This is a genomic window from Shewanella sp. 8A (assembly GCF_023475945.1).
Taxonomy (GTDB): Bacteria; Pseudomonadota; Gammaproteobacteria; order Enterobacterales; family Shewanellaceae; genus Shewanella; species Shewanella xiamenensis.
Window position 1 is genome coordinate 14,063 of record NZ_JAMDJP010000045.1, and the last position, 16,054, is coordinate 30,116.

A 16,054-nucleotide genomic window follows, 5' to 3' on the forward strand; every position below is an offset into this window, starting at 1 on the left:
TTCGGACTGCTTAGCAAATAAATCGACCTTAAAAGGCGTAAATCAGTCAATGGATGACATTGAATTAACCGCATATTTAACTCAGCGAGTGTTATCAATAGCTTAAGTTCAATACGGGTGACAGGGAGTATCAATGTGTGAGGACGCTTTATGTGCTTTCAGAGGACGAGTTGCAAGCGATTCAACAGCGCTTACCCGAGGATGACTTTAGCGAGTGGGAAGCCATAGTGGGGCAAATACGTTCGATATTTTCTGAATGCCTACAGCTGTTTACTCAGACTGAAGTGTATCAAGCGATACCTAAGACCGATGACTTTATTGCTTTTAGTATCGACAATGATGAAGAACTGCCAGATATTTTGTCGCCATCAGTCTTGTTGTGATGATATAAAGTATTGTTTTAATAAGTATATTTATCTTTTTAATCGAATGCAGTTGCTCTCTACGATTTCTCTTTCTTCTGACTTCCACAATATACTTTTGATTTAAATGTTATACATATAATGTATTTTACCAATTGGTTAACTAGGTCAATAAACGGCCATGGGAAAATTATTACAATTGCACTGGATTTGTTTACTCATCTTTAAAATTGATACGGGGTATTTAAATGGAAGGTTTGCGCCGCCTGCTAGGAAACATGACAGTAACCAATAAGTTAAGGCTTGGTTTTGGGATCTTGTTATTGCTGATATTTATTGTCGCAGCGGCTGGATACAGGGGACTTACCTCAATCGATATCAGTAGTCGTCGGTTAGAGTTTATTGCCAATGTCGATAAAACCTTGCTTGCGGCCAAGGCCGTGCGATTAGAATTTATCGCAAATGGCGATTTAACAAAATTAGATGAACTCCAGAGCTTAATTGAAAATACAAAAAGTGGTTTACAGCAACAATTGTCAGAGTATAGCGATGCCTACGATAGACAGTATCTTCAAGAATCATTAGTGGCGATGGAACGGTATCATCAATCAATAAATCAGTTTAGTGATGTGTTTAAGCATAAACAGGCATTAAAAGTCACAGGTGCCCAAGTGGGAGCAAAGTTGGTTGCCACTTATGCGGAATTGGTAGATAGAATGACCAACAAGGCTCAAGCGACCCAAAATACTGAATTATTAAAAGATGCCTTAAGTGTTAGCCAGCAAATGACCATGTTACGTTATCACATTCGAGGCTATGTCTATGATGCTAGTGATCTTAATTTAAAAACGGCAAAAGATGCCATTGCCAGATTATCTCAGACTATTGCCACTCTTAAGGGGGAAGATACTGCGCAAGCCATACAGATACTGGATCGGTATGACCAGGATATTGATGCGTTGGTCAATGTTAACCGTGATATGGCTAACCTAACACAGTCGATGGGCGAGGCTGCACAAACATTGATGGTGAATATTCGTGAATTAGTTGACATCCAAAAGCATCAGCGGGCAGACGCGGATGCTCAAGCCAAGGAGGTGGTACTTGGTACATTAATTGTTGCCTTGGTCGTCGGTCCCTTACTGGCTTGGTTAATCAGTGGACAAATTGTTGGGCCACTTAAACAAACCCTTGTTACAGCAAGAAAAATTGCCGAAGGTGATTTAAGTAGCACTATTCACTCAGAGCGTCAGGATGAGATGGGAGAACTATTGCGTGCCATGGATGAAATGAATAGCACCCTTAGGCAAATGTTGGCACAAATAGGTGATAGCGTGGTGCAGTTGGCTTCATCGGCTGAGGTGCTTTCTTCGGTCACAGTACAAAATAGTGTGGGGATGCAAAATCAGCGTAGTGAAACTGACCAAGTCGCTACCGCGATTAATGAAATGGCTGCGACAGTACAAGAGGTCTCAACGAGTGCTGAAAATGTTGCATTAGCCGCTAAAGAGGCGGATCACACCACTGCGGTAGGTAATAAAAAAGTTATCGAAGCGGTTAGCCAAATCGAACTTTTAGCCAAGGAAATAGCGACCACTGCACATGCTATGGAGCGCTTACAATCGGAAAGTGTCAGTATTGGTGCCGTCCTTGATGTGATCAAATCGGTTGCACAGCAGACTAATTTACTCGCACTAAATGCGGCCATTGAAGCTGCAAGGGCTGGTGAGGCGGGACGGGGATTTGCAGTGGTGGCCGATGAAGTGCGAAGCCTTGCGAGCCGCACACAATCCTCTACCGAAGAAATTGAAAATATGATTGTTAACTTGCAAAAAGGGACATCGGAGTCGGTACAAATGATGACCAAAAGCCGAACATTGAGTGATGGCGCAGTGTCATTATCCCGCGAAGCCGGTGAGATGTTAGTGGATATTGCCGTTGCGGTTAGCCGTATTCAGGATATGACACATCAAATCGCTGCAGCCTCGGAAGAACAAAGCGCTGTGGCAGAAGATATTAATAAAAGTATCGTGAGAGTGAGGGATATTGCCGAACAAACCGCTGATGGCGCAGCAGAAACAGCAAGCTCCGCCGATAATCTTGCTAGCCTTGGCGTTACGCTAAAAGGATTAGTAACACGTTTTCAGTTATAGGTTCGACTGATCTTATTCGTGAGTATTACTGACTATGACAAACAGGCCGTAGATATCCTTAATGTGATGATTTATAGCATTTAAATTTCTACGGCATACTTCTTATGTTAGTAGGCCATAATTTCTAGTTGCTCGACGATCTGGTTGCCTTGCTCAAGCCCTACATGATTCACAATCTTCGCTTTAATTAACTCAACATAGTTTGGCTGGATATTGTCGTCATCATCAAAAAGAGCGTCGCCTGCGTCGGAGATTAGTGCTGCTAACGCATTAAAACAGCGAGACATTTGGGCTAAATCGGTAAAAAGAAGGTTGGGCTTCCAACCACATGCGCCATGGCGAGCGAAAAGAATGTGTTCATCCTTTAAATGATAAATTAAGGGATCGCCATAGGAGCTTGCCAGTACTAGCCAATTATCATCCCAAGTAGGCTCCCGCGCTTGGGTGATACCATGCCAGCGATAACCCATTTGAAAATCGATGAGGTCTTCAAATCTTGGAAATTCAAATAGGGCAAAACCGATGTCGAGTTGGCGTGAGTCTGGTATCTCTGTGCTAAAAAAGGGCTTTAATGCTGATGGGATAATCAAGTCCATCGTGATTACATTCCGTTGTCGCAAACATTCAGCTGATTGTTACGCGGTACATGTGTTACCCGCCGTGATTAAGCTATTTCCCCATGCACTCTGCGAGTAATTTAATAAAAAACTCGCTGCCCTTACGCTCACAAAATTGAATATTGCGCTCGGGGATGGACTCGGGGTCATTGTAGTTAGCAAGGGCTAACTCCATACTGGCTTCGCGGATAATATGCAGGGTTGGGTAGGGGGCGCGGTTGGTAAAATTTGCCGCCGAGTCTTGGGGTTCATCCTCGAAACAATAATCGGGATGAAAGTGCGCGAGCTGATACACGCCTTCATAGTCGTTGTCGAATAAGGCGTCGTTCGCCATATCGACGAGATCGAGGTAAGTGTAAAAGCCCTCAAATCCCCGCGGCAGAATAAACAGCGAGGTTTCGTGCTCTGGGTGCGCATCCAGGTATTGGCATTCTTCAATCAATGCCTTAAGCACTAGCTTGACTTTGGTTTGTTCAACAACAAGATAGCGAATACTGCCGCGCTCGACCTCACGTCTGGCGAAGGGGCAAATATTGTATTTCATGATCACTTTTTTCACCCAGTTATCGGTTTGTTGAGTGATCAGTTCTATCTCATTCATGCTAGTGCTTAACTCTTACGGCCAAAATTAGGGAGCGATCATAGGGATGATAGACGCCACAAGCAAGATGGCCATAGTGATATTAAAGATCTTCTGCTGGCGTTCGTTTTTCAAAATACGTTTAAGTGCTACACCAAACCCAAGCCACACTACGGCGCAGGGAAAAGCCACACATAAAAACACTGTGGCAATAGTGACCACTTGAGGTGTGAGATCCTGTTGTACTGAGGTAAAAGTGGCAATCGCGCCAACGGCCATAATCCAGCCTTTAGGATTAACCCATTGAAATGCAGCGGCTTGCAGAAAACTAAAAGGTTTAGCGATGCTCTTGCCCTCCATCTTGCTACTGCTATTGGCTATCAACCATGACAGGTACAGAAGGTATACAATCCCAATGACTTTAATCACTTGGTGGATAATCGGGTAGGCTTGAAATAGGGCGCTTAAGCCTAGGCCGATGGCGAGGATCATGGTAGGAAAGCCAAGGCTAATCCCCATCAGATGCGGAATACTGCGTTTAACGCCAAAGTTGACCCCTGAGGTCATCAGCATAATATTGTTAGGCCCTGGAGTGATCCCCGATGAAAAGGCAAACAATGCGATAGCCAGTATTAACTCCATAGATAAATTCCACACCTTTTATTTATTGTCATTTTTGGCATTGTAATAGGGATATTACTCTCGAATTTAAGCGTCGAGGTATTACTATCACTGACGTTGAGCGAGGCATTCTAGCGGGTAAATTGAATCGCGCCTATACGCTGTACGGGCTTTATAAAGTAACAAATCATAACTATGTGGTGCACACTAAGGTTTCTGAGCAATATAAGTGCAGCGGTTGCCGAACGTTGCAATTTAACACTATGATGAATATCGACTTTCAGTCTGAGAAATAGCAACTATCCTTAAGCTGTAAAAATTGCCATAAGGGAAAGAGCATGTATTTACCACAAAAAATAAGACGTGTACTGACAATTGTAAGCTTGAGTTTGCTAGGTCTTACCGCCTGTGTAAGTGTGAACGATGATTCGCAAGCGCTACGAACTACTGTCGTAACTTCGGGGGATTTGAGTCAATTACCGCCGAGCGCCATGACCTATAGTTGGCATCCCACACTACAGAAGATCTTTGTTGACCGCAGGCTCGATCAGCAACAAGTCTTACAACATATGCAGGACACCCTTAAAAAAGTGCTGCTGACAAAAGGTTATCGCTGGGTTGAAGACCCGCAACTGGCGGACTTTCAAGTGGGGTTCGGCATCGCCATGGGCACACAAATGTCGGATGAGCAGATACTCGCCACCGCAGGCTTAGTGCCTGGCCTGTCGAATCAAGGTGTTGATCTTAAAAAATACGATAAAGGCTCAGTGTTGATTAGCTTTTTTAAGCCAACGGGCATTGCGGGTCAGCCTTATGAGATGGTATGGCGAGTTCTTGGCCAAGGCTTTGCCAATATAAAGGATATGGATGAAGTCAAAGCCCGCTTCGATGGCTCAATCGAGGAAATGCTGCTATCGCTGCCCGCCACCCATGCGGTGCAATAGGGCGGATATTTTGGCGCAGTAATCAGTAAAGTCTTAAGGTGAGTAAGATGCTCGCCTAAAGAGCTAGCTGGAACACGAGTTTAGGATGTTGCAATGATAGACTAGACAATTCAGTTAGCTATTTACTTACCTATCTACAGATGACAGGTATTTTTACCTGACTAGGATGTACGTCCGCAGAGGACTTATAAAGGGAGATTATGATGGCACAAAGTATCTTTGTTAATTTGGCGGTTGAAAGTGTTCAACAATCAAGGGCTTTTTACGCTGGTCTAGGGTTTGGCATCAATGATCAATACAGCAATGAGCAGGCTGCTTGCGTGGTGATCGCGGACAATATTTATGTGATGCTGCTGGCGAAGCCTTTTTTTGCTGGTTTTACCGATAAGGTGATTGCCGATGCCCATGCCACGACAGAGGTACTCAATTGCCTAGACTGTGACAGTCGAGAACGTGTCGACCAATTGGTAAAACTTGCTGAACTGCATGGTGGCAAAGCCTATCGTCAAGCACAAGATCAAGGGTTTATGTACGGCCATGCGTTCGAAGATCCCGATGGACATATTTGGGAACTTGTCTATATGGAAGCGCAAGTTGGTTAGTACATTGCCTTTCAAGCCAAGCGTTGCTAAGCCAAGAATAGCGCGCGTTGTGTAGGGCTTCGCCTTAGCACAACGCGGCGTAAGCTAGTTGCTTAAGGATACACTCACTTCATAGGCCGTAAATTTGCGGATATTAATCACGCCCGTATCGAACAGTAAATATTGGCCTTTGATGCCCTGTAAAATTCCGCTGACCACGGCGTCTTTATCAAAATTATGTGAGCTGATTTTTTTGGGGAAAACTTCAATCGGATAATGAATGGTTTGAATGTCTTCCTGCAATCGCTCGATGCTGTAATCACCTTTTTGCATAGCGATTTCATGCAGTTTTGCTTCGATGTGTGGGATCAGTTCCGCAGCCTTAGCATTCAAATCGATATCATCGGCATGGCCCTTTAACATGGCTTGCCAGTGAGTTTTATCGTTGATGAGCTTGGCTAACTCCACTTCCACTAAACCCGAGATTTGTCGTGTCGACACTTTAAAAATCGGTAAACCTTGGGTGGCACCTTGGTCAATCCAACGAGTTGGCAGTTGAGTGTGGCGAGTGATGCCGACTTTGATGCCTGAAGTATTAGATAGATAAACATAATGCGGCACAAAACAATGGCTTTGCGCCCACTCTGGCTCCCGGCAGGTGCCTTGGTCAAAGTGGCAAGTTTCGGGCTTCATGATGCACATATCGCAGCTGGCGAGCTTTTGCATACACACAAAGCAATGGCCTTGCGAATAGCTCTTTTTGGTCTTTTTGCCGCAGTTACAGCAGAAGATGTTACCCGTGTGGGTAAGTGTCAGCGGCTTGCCAATTAAGGGATTCAGTGGCAGTAATTCTTCACCTATCACCAGTTGATACTGTACTTGTTGCGCCTCATCTAAGTGTGCGCGCAGCTTTTTTAGCGTTCCTAACATAGGTGTTCCTAGTTTTTATTGTGTCACTGGGTTGGGCAAGGCTTCCCAGCGCACTTATGCATTCGTCATTGCTTGGTGTGCAGTATACAAGATTATCTAGTCGAGTTTAGATAGGAATTTTCGATTGATACCCCAACTTGATTTAAATGTACGGCGGTTAACGGGGGTCAATGAACTGTCAATTAACTCGTGGTGAGTGCGTCAGTTTGTTATTCACTTGTAGGTTATTTTGGACAAGCGTCCAGCATATCGGTAATCTTGTCATCCTTTTTAATCATTGAGACAGTATCTTGCCTGCCAATTTTTTACTCCTGCTCGCCGCTGCCATTTGGGGCTTTGGTTTTGTCGCGCAAACCTTAGGAATGGAGCATTTATCGCCCTTTGCATTCAACGGGCTACGTTTTTTAATTGGTACGCTGTCACTCGTTCCACTGGTGTGGTACTTGGCTCGGCAAGGTAAAATTCATCTCGGTACACCCAAAGATTTTGCCATTGGCTGCGTGGCGGTAGGCGGATTGCTGTTTGCAGGCGCCTCATTGCAACAGGTGGGGCTGCTGTATACTACCGCGGCCAATGCGGGTTTTATCACTGGGCTTTATATTGTGTTAGTGCCGATTTTGGGGCTGGCGCTGAAACATGCTACTGGCGCAAATACCTGGTTGGGGTGTGCCGTTGCATTAGTGGGGTTGTATTTTTTAAGTATTAAAGACGGCTTTCACATTGGTTATGGCGATATGCTGCAATTGATTGGCGCGCTGTTTTGGGCGATGCACATTTTGGCGGTAGATCATTTTGCCAAGCGGATTTCGCCAGTGTTACTCGCCATGATGCAATTTTTGGTGTGCGGCGTATTAAGCCTGCTGGTGTCTGCGGCCATTGAGGTTACGACAGTCGATAAGGTGGTTGCCGCCTGGGGCTCACTGGCCTATGCGGGGCTGATTTCAGTGGGTATTGCCTATACTTTGCAGGTGCTAGCGCAAAAGCATGCGCATCCTGCCCACGCGGCAATTATTTTGAGTTTAGAAACTGTGTTTGCGGCCATCGGCGGTATTTTATTCCTTGGGGAGAGCTTAGGGCTGCGCGCCTTGGTTGGCTGCGGTTTGATGCTGCTCGGTATGCTGATTTCACAAGTGCCGCTGCGTTATTTGATTAAGTCTCGGCACCAGAAAGTTAGCTAAGTCTCTATAAAAAAACGCCGCTGGCAGTGCCCGCGGCGTTTTTTGTTAAAAGTGTTGAAACCTAACGGCTGAGTTTATCCAGCACTAAGTCATCACCGAGGGCATAGAGGGATTGCATCAGTTGCTCCTCTTGAGCAAGGTCGGTCAAGCCTAAACCTATGGTGGCGCGAAAGAGGGCGATGCCAGTATGGCCAGCGGTTTCAAATTGACTGCTAAATTGCTCGATATTGATACCAAGCGCGGTGATCCGATTGGAGATATCCAGCACTAATCCGGGTCTGTCGTAGGACACTAAACTGTAGGTCAGTCGCTTAATGGGTTTGAGGGCGACTGAGGTTTTAGCATAGGTGAGGGTGAGCCCGTCGATACACTCTAAAGCTTCAATCAGTTCGTCCATTTTCAGGGAAGGCACTTCGAGTAACAAAATGGCGGCAAAAATCCCGTCAATATGGCGCAATTCTGAGTCGAGCCAATTGCCGCCATGGCGACTCACGGCGTGGGCGATTTGCTCTACTAATCCTTTTCTATCAGGTGCTTGAAGCGTGATTAAATATCGTAGCATGGCGACTGACTCCTATTTTTTGTAAAAGGCACCTGTTTTACAACGGGGTGTAACACAACTGTCATCTTTGCGTCATATAATTCAACGCACTTAGAATGAAGGGTGTTGTTATTGCTCAGTTTATGCTCAAACAGTGTAAGCATAGCATTTCGCAATTCCTAGCGAAAAAACTCACAGGCTTTAATAATAGAGGTTCTTAATGGAAAGTCAGGTCATTCAACCTGGTTCTGCGCCGCACAGTATGCTGAAAGGCGGACGTTCAAGTCGCAGGGCATTTAAGGATAAAGCGGCTCAAATTGGGGTCACGATTGGCGGCACTATGGTGTTTGTCGCCTTATTGTTGATCTTCTTCTATTTGTTATACGTGATTAAACCCATTTTCGACAGCGCGGATGTGATTCCAGTAAAAAGCGTGAGTTATCAACATGCTGAAGTCGCGACCCTGATGGTCGGTGCTGATGAGCAAAATGAGGTAATGTATCGCGTAGCCGCTGATGGCCAAGTGGATTTCTACACTGTTGCCGATGGCAGCTTACTCTCCAGTTTTACCCCGCCATTACCTGCGGGTGTGAGCGTAACCAGCGCCGCGATTGCTGCGCCGAGTGAGCAACGTTTTGCCCTAGGTTTGAGTAACGGCCAAGCCCTAATCGTGGGCATTGAGTTTGGGTTAAGCTATCCCAATAATAAACGTCTTATCACGCCAAAACTGCGTTATAGCGCAGGTGAAACGCCGATCACGATTGATGAATCCGGTAGTGCTATCAACCATTTAGCCTTTAGTTTCAGTAGCGATAAAATCACCTTTGCCTATCAAGATGATAATGGTACTTGGCGTTTAAGTCGCCTCGAAGGTCAAGAAAACATGATGACCGAAGAGATAGAGTGGACAACGACAAGCGCATTACTGCCCGATGCACCTAAAAAAGCCGCACACCAATTAATGACTCCTGATCAACGCCAACTGATGTTGCAGATGGGCAATAAAGTGTTTGTTTACAATATTCGTGACATTGAAAATATCGATTTAATTCAAGTTATTGATGCCGAAAAGGACAAGTCTAAGGTTAATAATATTGCCTTGCTTGCAGGTGCTAGCTCGATTTTAGTGAGTTATGACAGCGGTGTGGTGACCCAGTACTTCCAAGTAAATGGTCCAAAAGGCCGTTTATATAAAGAAATTCGTGAGTTTTCGGGCTTACCACCTGTTGCCTCTATGGCTTCTGAGTTTTACCGTAAAAGTTTTGCTGTGGTGAGCCCCGAAGGTGAGCTATCACTGCTTTACACCACCAGTGAGCGTGAACTGTTTGATAAAACCTTTGACCTTAAAAATCCGGGAGCCATGGGGTTTAGCCCACGTTCAAATGGCTTAGTCGTCGAAGCGAACAACAAGCTAAATATTTTCAACGTCGAAAACGCTCATCCCGAGGTATCTTGGAGCGCGTTGTGGAATAAGGTGTGGTACGAAGGTTACCCTGAGCCAAAATTTGTGTGGCAATCTACCTCGGGCAGTGATGACTTTGAAGCCAAGCTGAGCTTAATGCCATTGGCCTTTGGCACCATGAAGGCCGCATTTTACGCCATGTTATTTGCTGTACCATTAGCGATTGCTGGCGCGATTTATACCGCTTACTTTATGTCGCCTAAGGTGCGCGGCATTGTTAAGCCAACCATCGAAATCATGGAAGCTTTACCGACGGTTATCTTAGGTTTCCTCGCAGGACTTTGGTTAGCTCCGCTGATTGAAGAACACTTGCCGGGCATCTTAGTGCTGCTGATCTTGCTGCCGACCTCGATTTTGCTTTCAGCCTATTCTTGGAGCAAGTTACCTGGTAAATGGAAACAACGTTTACCCGAAGTCTATCAGGAGCTGATGCTGATCCCGGTTATCTGCTTTGTGGGTTGGTTCTCCTTTGCCATCAGCCCGATGATTGAAGTGGCATTGTTTGATGGTAACACTCGCCAATTTATCACTAACGAATTAGGCATCACCTTCGACCAACGTAACGCGCTGGTGGTGGGTATCGCCATGGGCTTTGCGGTTATTCCAACCATTTTCTCGATTGCCGAAGATGCGATTTTCTCTGTGCCACGCCATCTATCTAACGGCAGTTTGGCGCTGGGCGCGACGCCTTGGCAAACCCTGACTCGTGTTGTGCTGCTGACCGCAAGCCCAGGGATTTTCTCGGCGGTGATGATGGGCCTTGGCCGCGCGGTGGGTGAAACTATGATCGTACTAATGGCAACGGGCAACACCGCCATTATGGAATGGAGCGTGTTTGAAGGTATGCGGACATTAGCGGCTAACATTGCGGTAGAAATGCCCGAATCGGCAATTGGTAGCTCACATTATCGTGTGCTGTTCCTCGCAGCCTTTGTACTGTTCGTATTCACCTTCTTCTTTAACACCATTGCCGAAGTGGTAAGACAGCGTCTGCGTGACCGCTATAGCTCGCTGTAATGGAGATAAGATAATGATACTAAATACTATTTCGCCAATGACCTTGAGAGGTTTGTGCAATGGGTAAGTGGGTAAAATCAGGCTCGCCATGGATTTGGATGACAGGTGGCGCGGTGAGCATCAGTTTGATTGCAGTATTAGGTTTGTTACTGCTGATTGCATGGCGCGGATTAAGCTTTTTTTGGCCTGCAACGATTTATCAATGGGAACTTGAAGATAGCTCGGGTGTACGGTCAACCTTAATCGGTGAAATCTACGATAGAGAAGAAGTGCCGACCGAGCGCTTAACCGCCGCAGGCCATGTGTTTAAACAGCCACCCGGTGAGTTTGTGACCCGTTATTTAGTCAAGACCGGTAACCGTGAATTTGTGGGCCTAGATTTCCGCTGGATTTTAGCGACTGACATTATTAGCCGTAGTGAGCCAGCTGATGTCGCAATGCTTGAGCGGACGAAAAACGGTAACTTTTACGGTTACCCAGTGGCCGTGATTGAAAACGGTAAACGCTTAGAACTTAAAAACGATGCGCTTGAATCCTCCTTAATGGAGCATATTGATCGCGCAGTCGCACTGTCTGACAAAGCCTTATCACTGCAAAAACAAGATATTGGCTCGATTAACTACAACATTGAAAAACTGCGTCTAAAAGAGCGCCGTTACGAGTTAGATGGTGAGCTGACCGATAGTCGCAAGCAGGAGTTAGCCGCGGCGAAACATTCGCTCGAACAAGACTATAAAGTACTCGAAAAACAGCTGTTTGCCCTGCGTGATGAAGCGGCTCGCGACGCTGTGATTGTACGCGATATGCGCGGTGTTGAGGTGGAACTTAAATTAGACACTGTGCTGGATGTCACCTACGTCAACCACTTAGGCTTGATGGGAAAAATCGGTAAATGGTTTGTCGGGGTTGGCCGTTTCCTGCTGGATGACCCACGCGAAGCCAACACTGAAGGGGGGGTATTCCCTGCAATTTTCGGCACAGTATTTATGGTGATCTTAATGGCCATTATTGTTACGCCATTTGGGGTGATTGCCGCGATTTACCTGCACGAATATGCCAAAAAAGGCCCAATTACTAAGATGATCCGCATTGCGGTAATCAACTTAGCGGGTGTGCCATCGATTGTGTACGGGGTGTTTGGTCTCGGGTTCTTCGTATACATGATGGGCGGCTCAATTGACCAACTGTTTTACGCCGAAGCATTACCATCACCGACCTTTGGTTCGCCAGGGGTGATTTGGTCAGCGCTGACATTAGCGATTCTGACCCTGCCAGTGGTGATTGTATCGACCGAAGAAGGCTTAAGCCGTATTCCTAGCGCGGTGCGTCAAGGTAGTTTGGCACTGGGCGCGACTAAGGCCGAAACCCTGTGGCGGATTGTGATCCCGATGGCAAGCCCTGCGATCATGACGGGTCTGATTTTAGCCGTGGCCCGTGCTGCGGGTGAGGTAGCACCGTTAATGCTGGTGGGTGTAGTGAAATTAGCGCCGACATTGCCACTGGACTTAAACTTCCCGTTCGTGCATTTAGAACGTAAATTCATGCACTTAGGGTTCCATATTTATGATGTGGGCTTCCAGAGTCCTAACGTTGAAGCAGCACGTCCTCTGGTATACGCCACCTCCTTCTTGCTGGTTACAGTGATTGTGGCACTGAACTTAACCGCGATTAGTGTGCGTAACCACTTACGTGAAAAATATCGTTCGCTTGAGCATTAATCAGCGATTATCCTGAAAGTATTAGGACTGAATATGATTTCTATAGATTCGACAGCCATGAAAACCAATAACTTTGACTTAGCAAACTTGAGCCAGAACGATACCGCGCTGGAGATCCGCAACTTAGACCTGCGCTATGGCAATAAGCAAGCGCTATTCAATGTGTCGATGAAGATCCCAAAAAAGCAAGTCACGGCGTTTATCGGCCCCAGCGGTTGTGGTAAATCCACCTTATTGCGTTGCATTAACCGCATGAACGATCTGGTGGACAACTGCCATATCGACGGCGAGATTTTGCTGCACGGTCAAAATATTTATGACAAAAAGATCGACGTTGCCGCCCTGCGCCGCAACGTGGGTATGGTGTTCCAGCGTCCTAACCCATTCCCTAAGTCGATTTACGAAAACGTGGTTTATGGTCTGCGTCTGCAGGGCATTAACAACCGCCGTGAACTCGACGAAGCGGCCGAGCGTTCGCTACGCGGCGCGGCGATTTGGGATGAAGTGAAAGACCGCCTGCACGATAACGCCTTTGGCTTATCCGGTGGTCAGCAGCAACGTTTGGTGATTGCCCGTGCGATTGCCATCGAGCCAGAAGTATTACTGCTCGACGAACCTACTTCGGCACTCGACCCGATTTCAACCTTAACCATCGAAGAGCTGATAACCGAGCTTAAGACTAAGTACACAGTGGTTATCGTTACCCACAACATGCAACAGGCGGCGCGGGTATCGGACCAAACGGCCTTTATGTATATGGGCGAATTGGTGGAATACGCCGATACCAACACTATTTTCACCACACCGAAAAAACGTAAGACCGAAGATTACATTACCGGCCGTTACGGTTAATCACCTTGCCCTTGGCAGTAGGTGATGTGAGTGATAAGCGATTAACGAAATAAGCCACCGCCTAGAACAGAGTTAAGCATTGCAAACTCCATCTAGGCGTTGATACAGTTGAGTAAAAGGTTGGCAAAATGGAAAATATGAATTTAAACAAACATATCTCTGGGCAATTTAACGCCGAGCTAGAAGATATTCGTAACCGTGTACTCGCTATGGGTGGTTTGGTTGAGCGTCAATTAGAGCAAGCCATCGACGCATTAAGCACCTTAGATGCCGAATTAGCGCAAAAGGTGATCTTAGGTGACCATAAAGTCAACGGGATGGAAGTCTCGATTGACGAAGAATGCACCCGTATTATCGCCAAGCGCCAGCCCGCAGCGAGCGACTTGCGGATGATCATCGCAATTTCAAAATCCATCGCTGATCTTGAGCGTATCGGTGACGCCTGTGTGCGTATTGCCAAGGCAGCATTAGATAAGCGATTGAATAATCAGCAGCCGTTATTAGTCAGTATTGAAAATATGGGCCGCCATGCGACTCGTATGCTCCACGCCACTTTAGATGCATTAGCCCGTATGGATGCAGAGTCTGCATTGGAACTGCACAAGGAAGACGCTAAACTCGACCGTGAATATGAAGGCATTATCCGCCAATTAATGACCTATATGATGGAAGACCCACGCTCAATCCCCGATGTATTAGACGTACTCTGGGCCGCGCGCGCCGTTGAACGTGTTGGCGACCGTTGTAAAAATATTTGCGAATACATTATTTACTATGTGAAAGGCAAAGACGTCCGCCATACTTCCTACGAAGATATGGAAAAGGATATGAAGAACTAAACGCCTTTTATCACAAGGCGTTATCCACAAACGCTCTGCCTAATCCGCAGAGCGTTTTTGTTTAGATGTTTAACTGATTGATGGCCATGAATAGACGGTAAGAAGGTTGGCGAGGTTGTTCGTTATGACGATGGGCGAGCCATGGCATTTGCTCTACGACACGGTGAATAGAAACCTAGGGTTTCTAAGCTTATGAACGAGAGCCATGGATGGCAAACTGGCCTTTAAACAAGGATGTTGTTCAAGTCCTTCCTTGGATGCTCGACCGCCCCGTCCGTGGGGCGGACGGTCGTCTCGCTAATCACCATGGCTCACCTGTTTAGCATTGTCGTAGCCTGTAGACTTAATAATCTTACTCAGCACGCTTTGGGACAAAACCTTGCTAGATTTTTTACTCTAATTCATTGGTTTCGGATTAATATTTGTAAGGCAATTATTGAACGTTAGTATTAAACCCGATAAACAAGCCATCCACTTTCGTAGCATGAACTTAAGCGAATGATCTCCAAAAACTCATTTGGTCAAAACTCGCAGCAGACTGAGCAGTCCAAAACAGTAGAAGTGATCACTTGTGAACAGCGGAAGCGATCAATTGCGCCAGTGCCGCCAATTGGCGGCACTGCAACAAACTGCCAGCCCTGCTGGCAAACACTGCTCACTTCTACCGGCAAGCGCTGCCCGGGCTGCTGGTCAAATTGCCCAATTCCAGGCAAGAAAAAGCCCCAAGCAAATGGGGCTGATTGACCAAAAGTGTTATGCCTGTCCTATCTCTCCAGCTGTTTAATTCGGATCTGCCCCCTTTTATTCAAAGGTCACACCAAATTTTCCCGCATCTTTCTTCAACTTTTTAAATATTTGCAAGTACCCGCCATGTTGCACTATTTCGCCTGAATCTCGATTCACTATAGAATCTACTATACCTATATAGAATAATTCTTTTCCATCAGACATAGCTTCACGAAATTGAACCAGAATAGCGCCACTTGTAGATAAATATCTATCAACCCCTGCTTCCAAAGCTTGATGAGAATCAATTTTTGGCATTAATTTGGAACTGACTATAAATATTTGCCATATGTTTTTATCTCTCAAAACATTGTAGTTCTCAATTTCCACTTCATGCCAACGATCTACATAAACCTTACCAACTTTCTCGTTATAAGTTCCAACCAGCTTGTACGGCCCAAACTCAGGAAGTAAGCTGCTGGACATCCACTTAACAATGCATTCACTATTGGATGCCAACTTAAAGCTTTTTCCTTTTCCTTTTCTAACCCATTCAATCGCATTAATCATAATAAATACTTTAAATTAGTTATCATATCTGACAAAGAATACATGACTAAACTCTCCCGTTTTCCGAAGATCATCCATGGCCCGTCTTTCTCTTATAACGGGAATTCCACCTCTAGTTCCTCGACCTACTTGAACAGCAATTTGATCATCCCCTTTTTTCATTACAAGGTCAGGGTATCTGTTGCCAACTTTTTCCTCCGGGAGGCTGCCACCAGAAATAGTCTTCCATCCTTTATCACCTAATCTTTTTTCAATAAATCCGGCCACCCAATATAAATCAATAACATAATGCACTTTATGTTTGCCTACAACTTGTCCGAAGTTAAAATGGTTTAAATAGGGACAATCAACAATCGCGGGGAC

General features: G+C 45.8%; 16 protein-coding genes. 9 read left to right on the plus strand and 7 right to left on the minus strand.

What is annotated here, in order from left to right:
- Nucleotides 1–137 precede the first annotated feature (137 nt).
- Both M0413_RS21030 and M0413_RS21035 read left to right on the plus strand, forming a co-directional pair.
- A complete protein-coding gene (locus M0413_RS21030) occupies nucleotides 138–383 on the plus strand; it encodes a hypothetical protein (protein ID WP_231570511.1) in 246 nt (81 codons plus the stop codon).
- Nucleotides 384–640: 257 nt separating this feature from the next.
- A complete protein-coding gene (locus M0413_RS21035; protein ID WP_231640349.1) occupies nucleotides 641–2,515 on the plus strand; it encodes a methyl-accepting chemotaxis protein in 1,875 nt (624 codons plus the stop codon).
- 107 nt (nucleotides 2,516–2,622) lie between these two features.
- On the opposite strand, the gene M0413_RS21040 is transcribed toward M0413_RS21035, so the two are convergent.
- From M0413_RS21040 to M0413_RS21050, 3 genes are all read right to left on the minus strand, one after another.
- The gene (locus M0413_RS21040; protein WP_037416923.1) at nucleotides 2,623–3,111 is read right to left on the minus strand and encodes a hypothetical protein; all 489 of its coding nucleotides are present in this window, start codon (nucleotides 3,109–3,111) and stop codon (nucleotides 2,623–2,625) included.
- 73 nt (nucleotides 3,112–3,184) lie between these two features.
- Nucleotides 3,185–3,733 (minus strand): DUF1415 domain-containing protein, encoded by a 549-nt coding sequence (locus tag M0413_RS21045; RefSeq protein ID WP_037429883.1) that lies wholly within the window; start codon nucleotides 3,731–3,733, stop codon nucleotides 3,185–3,187.
- A 27-nt stretch (nucleotides 3,734–3,760) separates the two neighbouring features.
- On the minus strand, nucleotides 3,761–4,354 hold the full coding sequence (locus tag M0413_RS21050; RefSeq protein WP_011623319.1) for a LysE family translocator: 594 nt from the start codon (nucleotides 4,352–4,354) through the stop codon (nucleotides 3,761–3,763).
- A gap of 317 nt (nucleotides 4,355–4,671) precedes the next feature.
- Here M0413_RS21050 and M0413_RS21055 point away from each other — a divergent pair, with 317 nt between their 5' ends.
- On the plus strand, nucleotides 4,672–5,277 hold the full coding sequence (locus M0413_RS21055) for a DUF4136 domain-containing protein (RefSeq protein ID WP_172588878.1): 606 nt from the start codon (nucleotides 4,672–4,674) through the stop codon (nucleotides 5,275–5,277).
- 203 nt (nucleotides 5,278–5,480) lie between these two features.
- Entirely contained in the window at nucleotides 5,481–5,879 is a 399-nt protein-coding gene (locus tag M0413_RS21060; RefSeq protein WP_203431929.1) for a VOC family protein, read from the plus strand.
- An 84-nt stretch (nucleotides 5,880–5,963) separates the two neighbouring features.
- On the opposite strand, the gene M0413_RS21065 is transcribed toward M0413_RS21060, so the two are convergent.
- Nucleotides 5,964–6,788 (minus strand): DUF2797 domain-containing protein, encoded by an 825-nt coding sequence (locus M0413_RS21065; RefSeq protein ID WP_037416933.1) that lies wholly within the window; start codon nucleotides 6,786–6,788, stop codon nucleotides 5,964–5,966.
- A 290-nt stretch (nucleotides 6,789–7,078) separates the two neighbouring features.
- Here M0413_RS21065 and M0413_RS21070 point away from each other — a divergent pair, with 290 nt between their 5' ends.
- The gene (locus M0413_RS21070) at nucleotides 7,079–7,966 is read left to right on the plus strand and encodes a DMT family transporter (RefSeq protein WP_249555536.1); all 888 of its coding nucleotides are present in this window, start codon (nucleotides 7,079–7,081) and stop codon (nucleotides 7,964–7,966) included.
- A 61-nt stretch (nucleotides 7,967–8,027) separates the two neighbouring features.
- Here the strand turns inward: M0413_RS21070 and M0413_RS21075 are convergent, their stop codons facing one another.
- Nucleotides 8,028–8,528 (minus strand): glycine cleavage system transcriptional repressor, encoded by a 501-nt coding sequence (locus M0413_RS21075; protein ID WP_037416937.1) that lies wholly within the window; start codon nucleotides 8,526–8,528, stop codon nucleotides 8,028–8,030.
- Between the two features lie 199 nt (nucleotides 8,529–8,727).
- On the opposite strand from M0413_RS21075, the gene M0413_RS21080 reads away from it, so the two are divergent.
- The 4 genes from M0413_RS21080 (at nucleotide 8,728) to phoU (ending at nucleotide 14,395) form a co-directional block, all read left to right on the plus strand.
- On the plus strand, nucleotides 8,728–10,986 hold the full coding sequence (locus tag M0413_RS21080; RefSeq protein WP_249555538.1) for an ABC transporter permease subunit: 2,259 nt from the start codon (nucleotides 8,728–8,730) through the stop codon (nucleotides 10,984–10,986).
- 59 nt (nucleotides 10,987–11,045) lie between these two features.
- Nucleotides 11,046–12,704 (plus strand): phosphate ABC transporter permease PstA, encoded by a 1,659-nt coding sequence (gene pstA, locus M0413_RS21085; RefSeq protein ID WP_169546602.1) that lies wholly within the window; start codon nucleotides 11,046–11,048, stop codon nucleotides 12,702–12,704.
- 33 nt (nucleotides 12,705–12,737) lie between these two features.
- On the plus strand, nucleotides 12,738–13,556 hold the full coding sequence (gene pstB / locus M0413_RS21090) for a phosphate ABC transporter ATP-binding protein PstB (RefSeq protein ID WP_037416943.1): 819 nt from the start codon (nucleotides 12,738–12,740) through the stop codon (nucleotides 13,554–13,556).
- A gap of 128 nt (nucleotides 13,557–13,684) precedes the next feature.
- Complete coding sequence (phoU, locus tag M0413_RS21095) at nucleotides 13,685–14,395, plus strand: phosphate signaling complex protein PhoU (RefSeq protein WP_037429875.1); 711 nt, start codon at nucleotides 13,685–13,687, stop codon at nucleotides 14,393–14,395.
- An 801-nt stretch (nucleotides 14,396–15,196) separates the two neighbouring features.
- Here phoU and M0413_RS21100 read toward each other — a convergent pair.
- Nucleotides 15,197–15,691, minus strand: coding sequence for a hypothetical protein (locus tag M0413_RS21100; protein ID WP_203433679.1), 495 nt, complete (start codon nucleotides 15,689–15,691; stop codon nucleotides 15,197–15,199).
- Between the two features lie 15 nt (nucleotides 15,692–15,706).
- Nucleotides 15,707–16,054: hypothetical protein (locus M0413_RS21105; protein ID WP_249555540.1), on the minus strand; the 348-nt coding region annotated here is incomplete at its 5' end.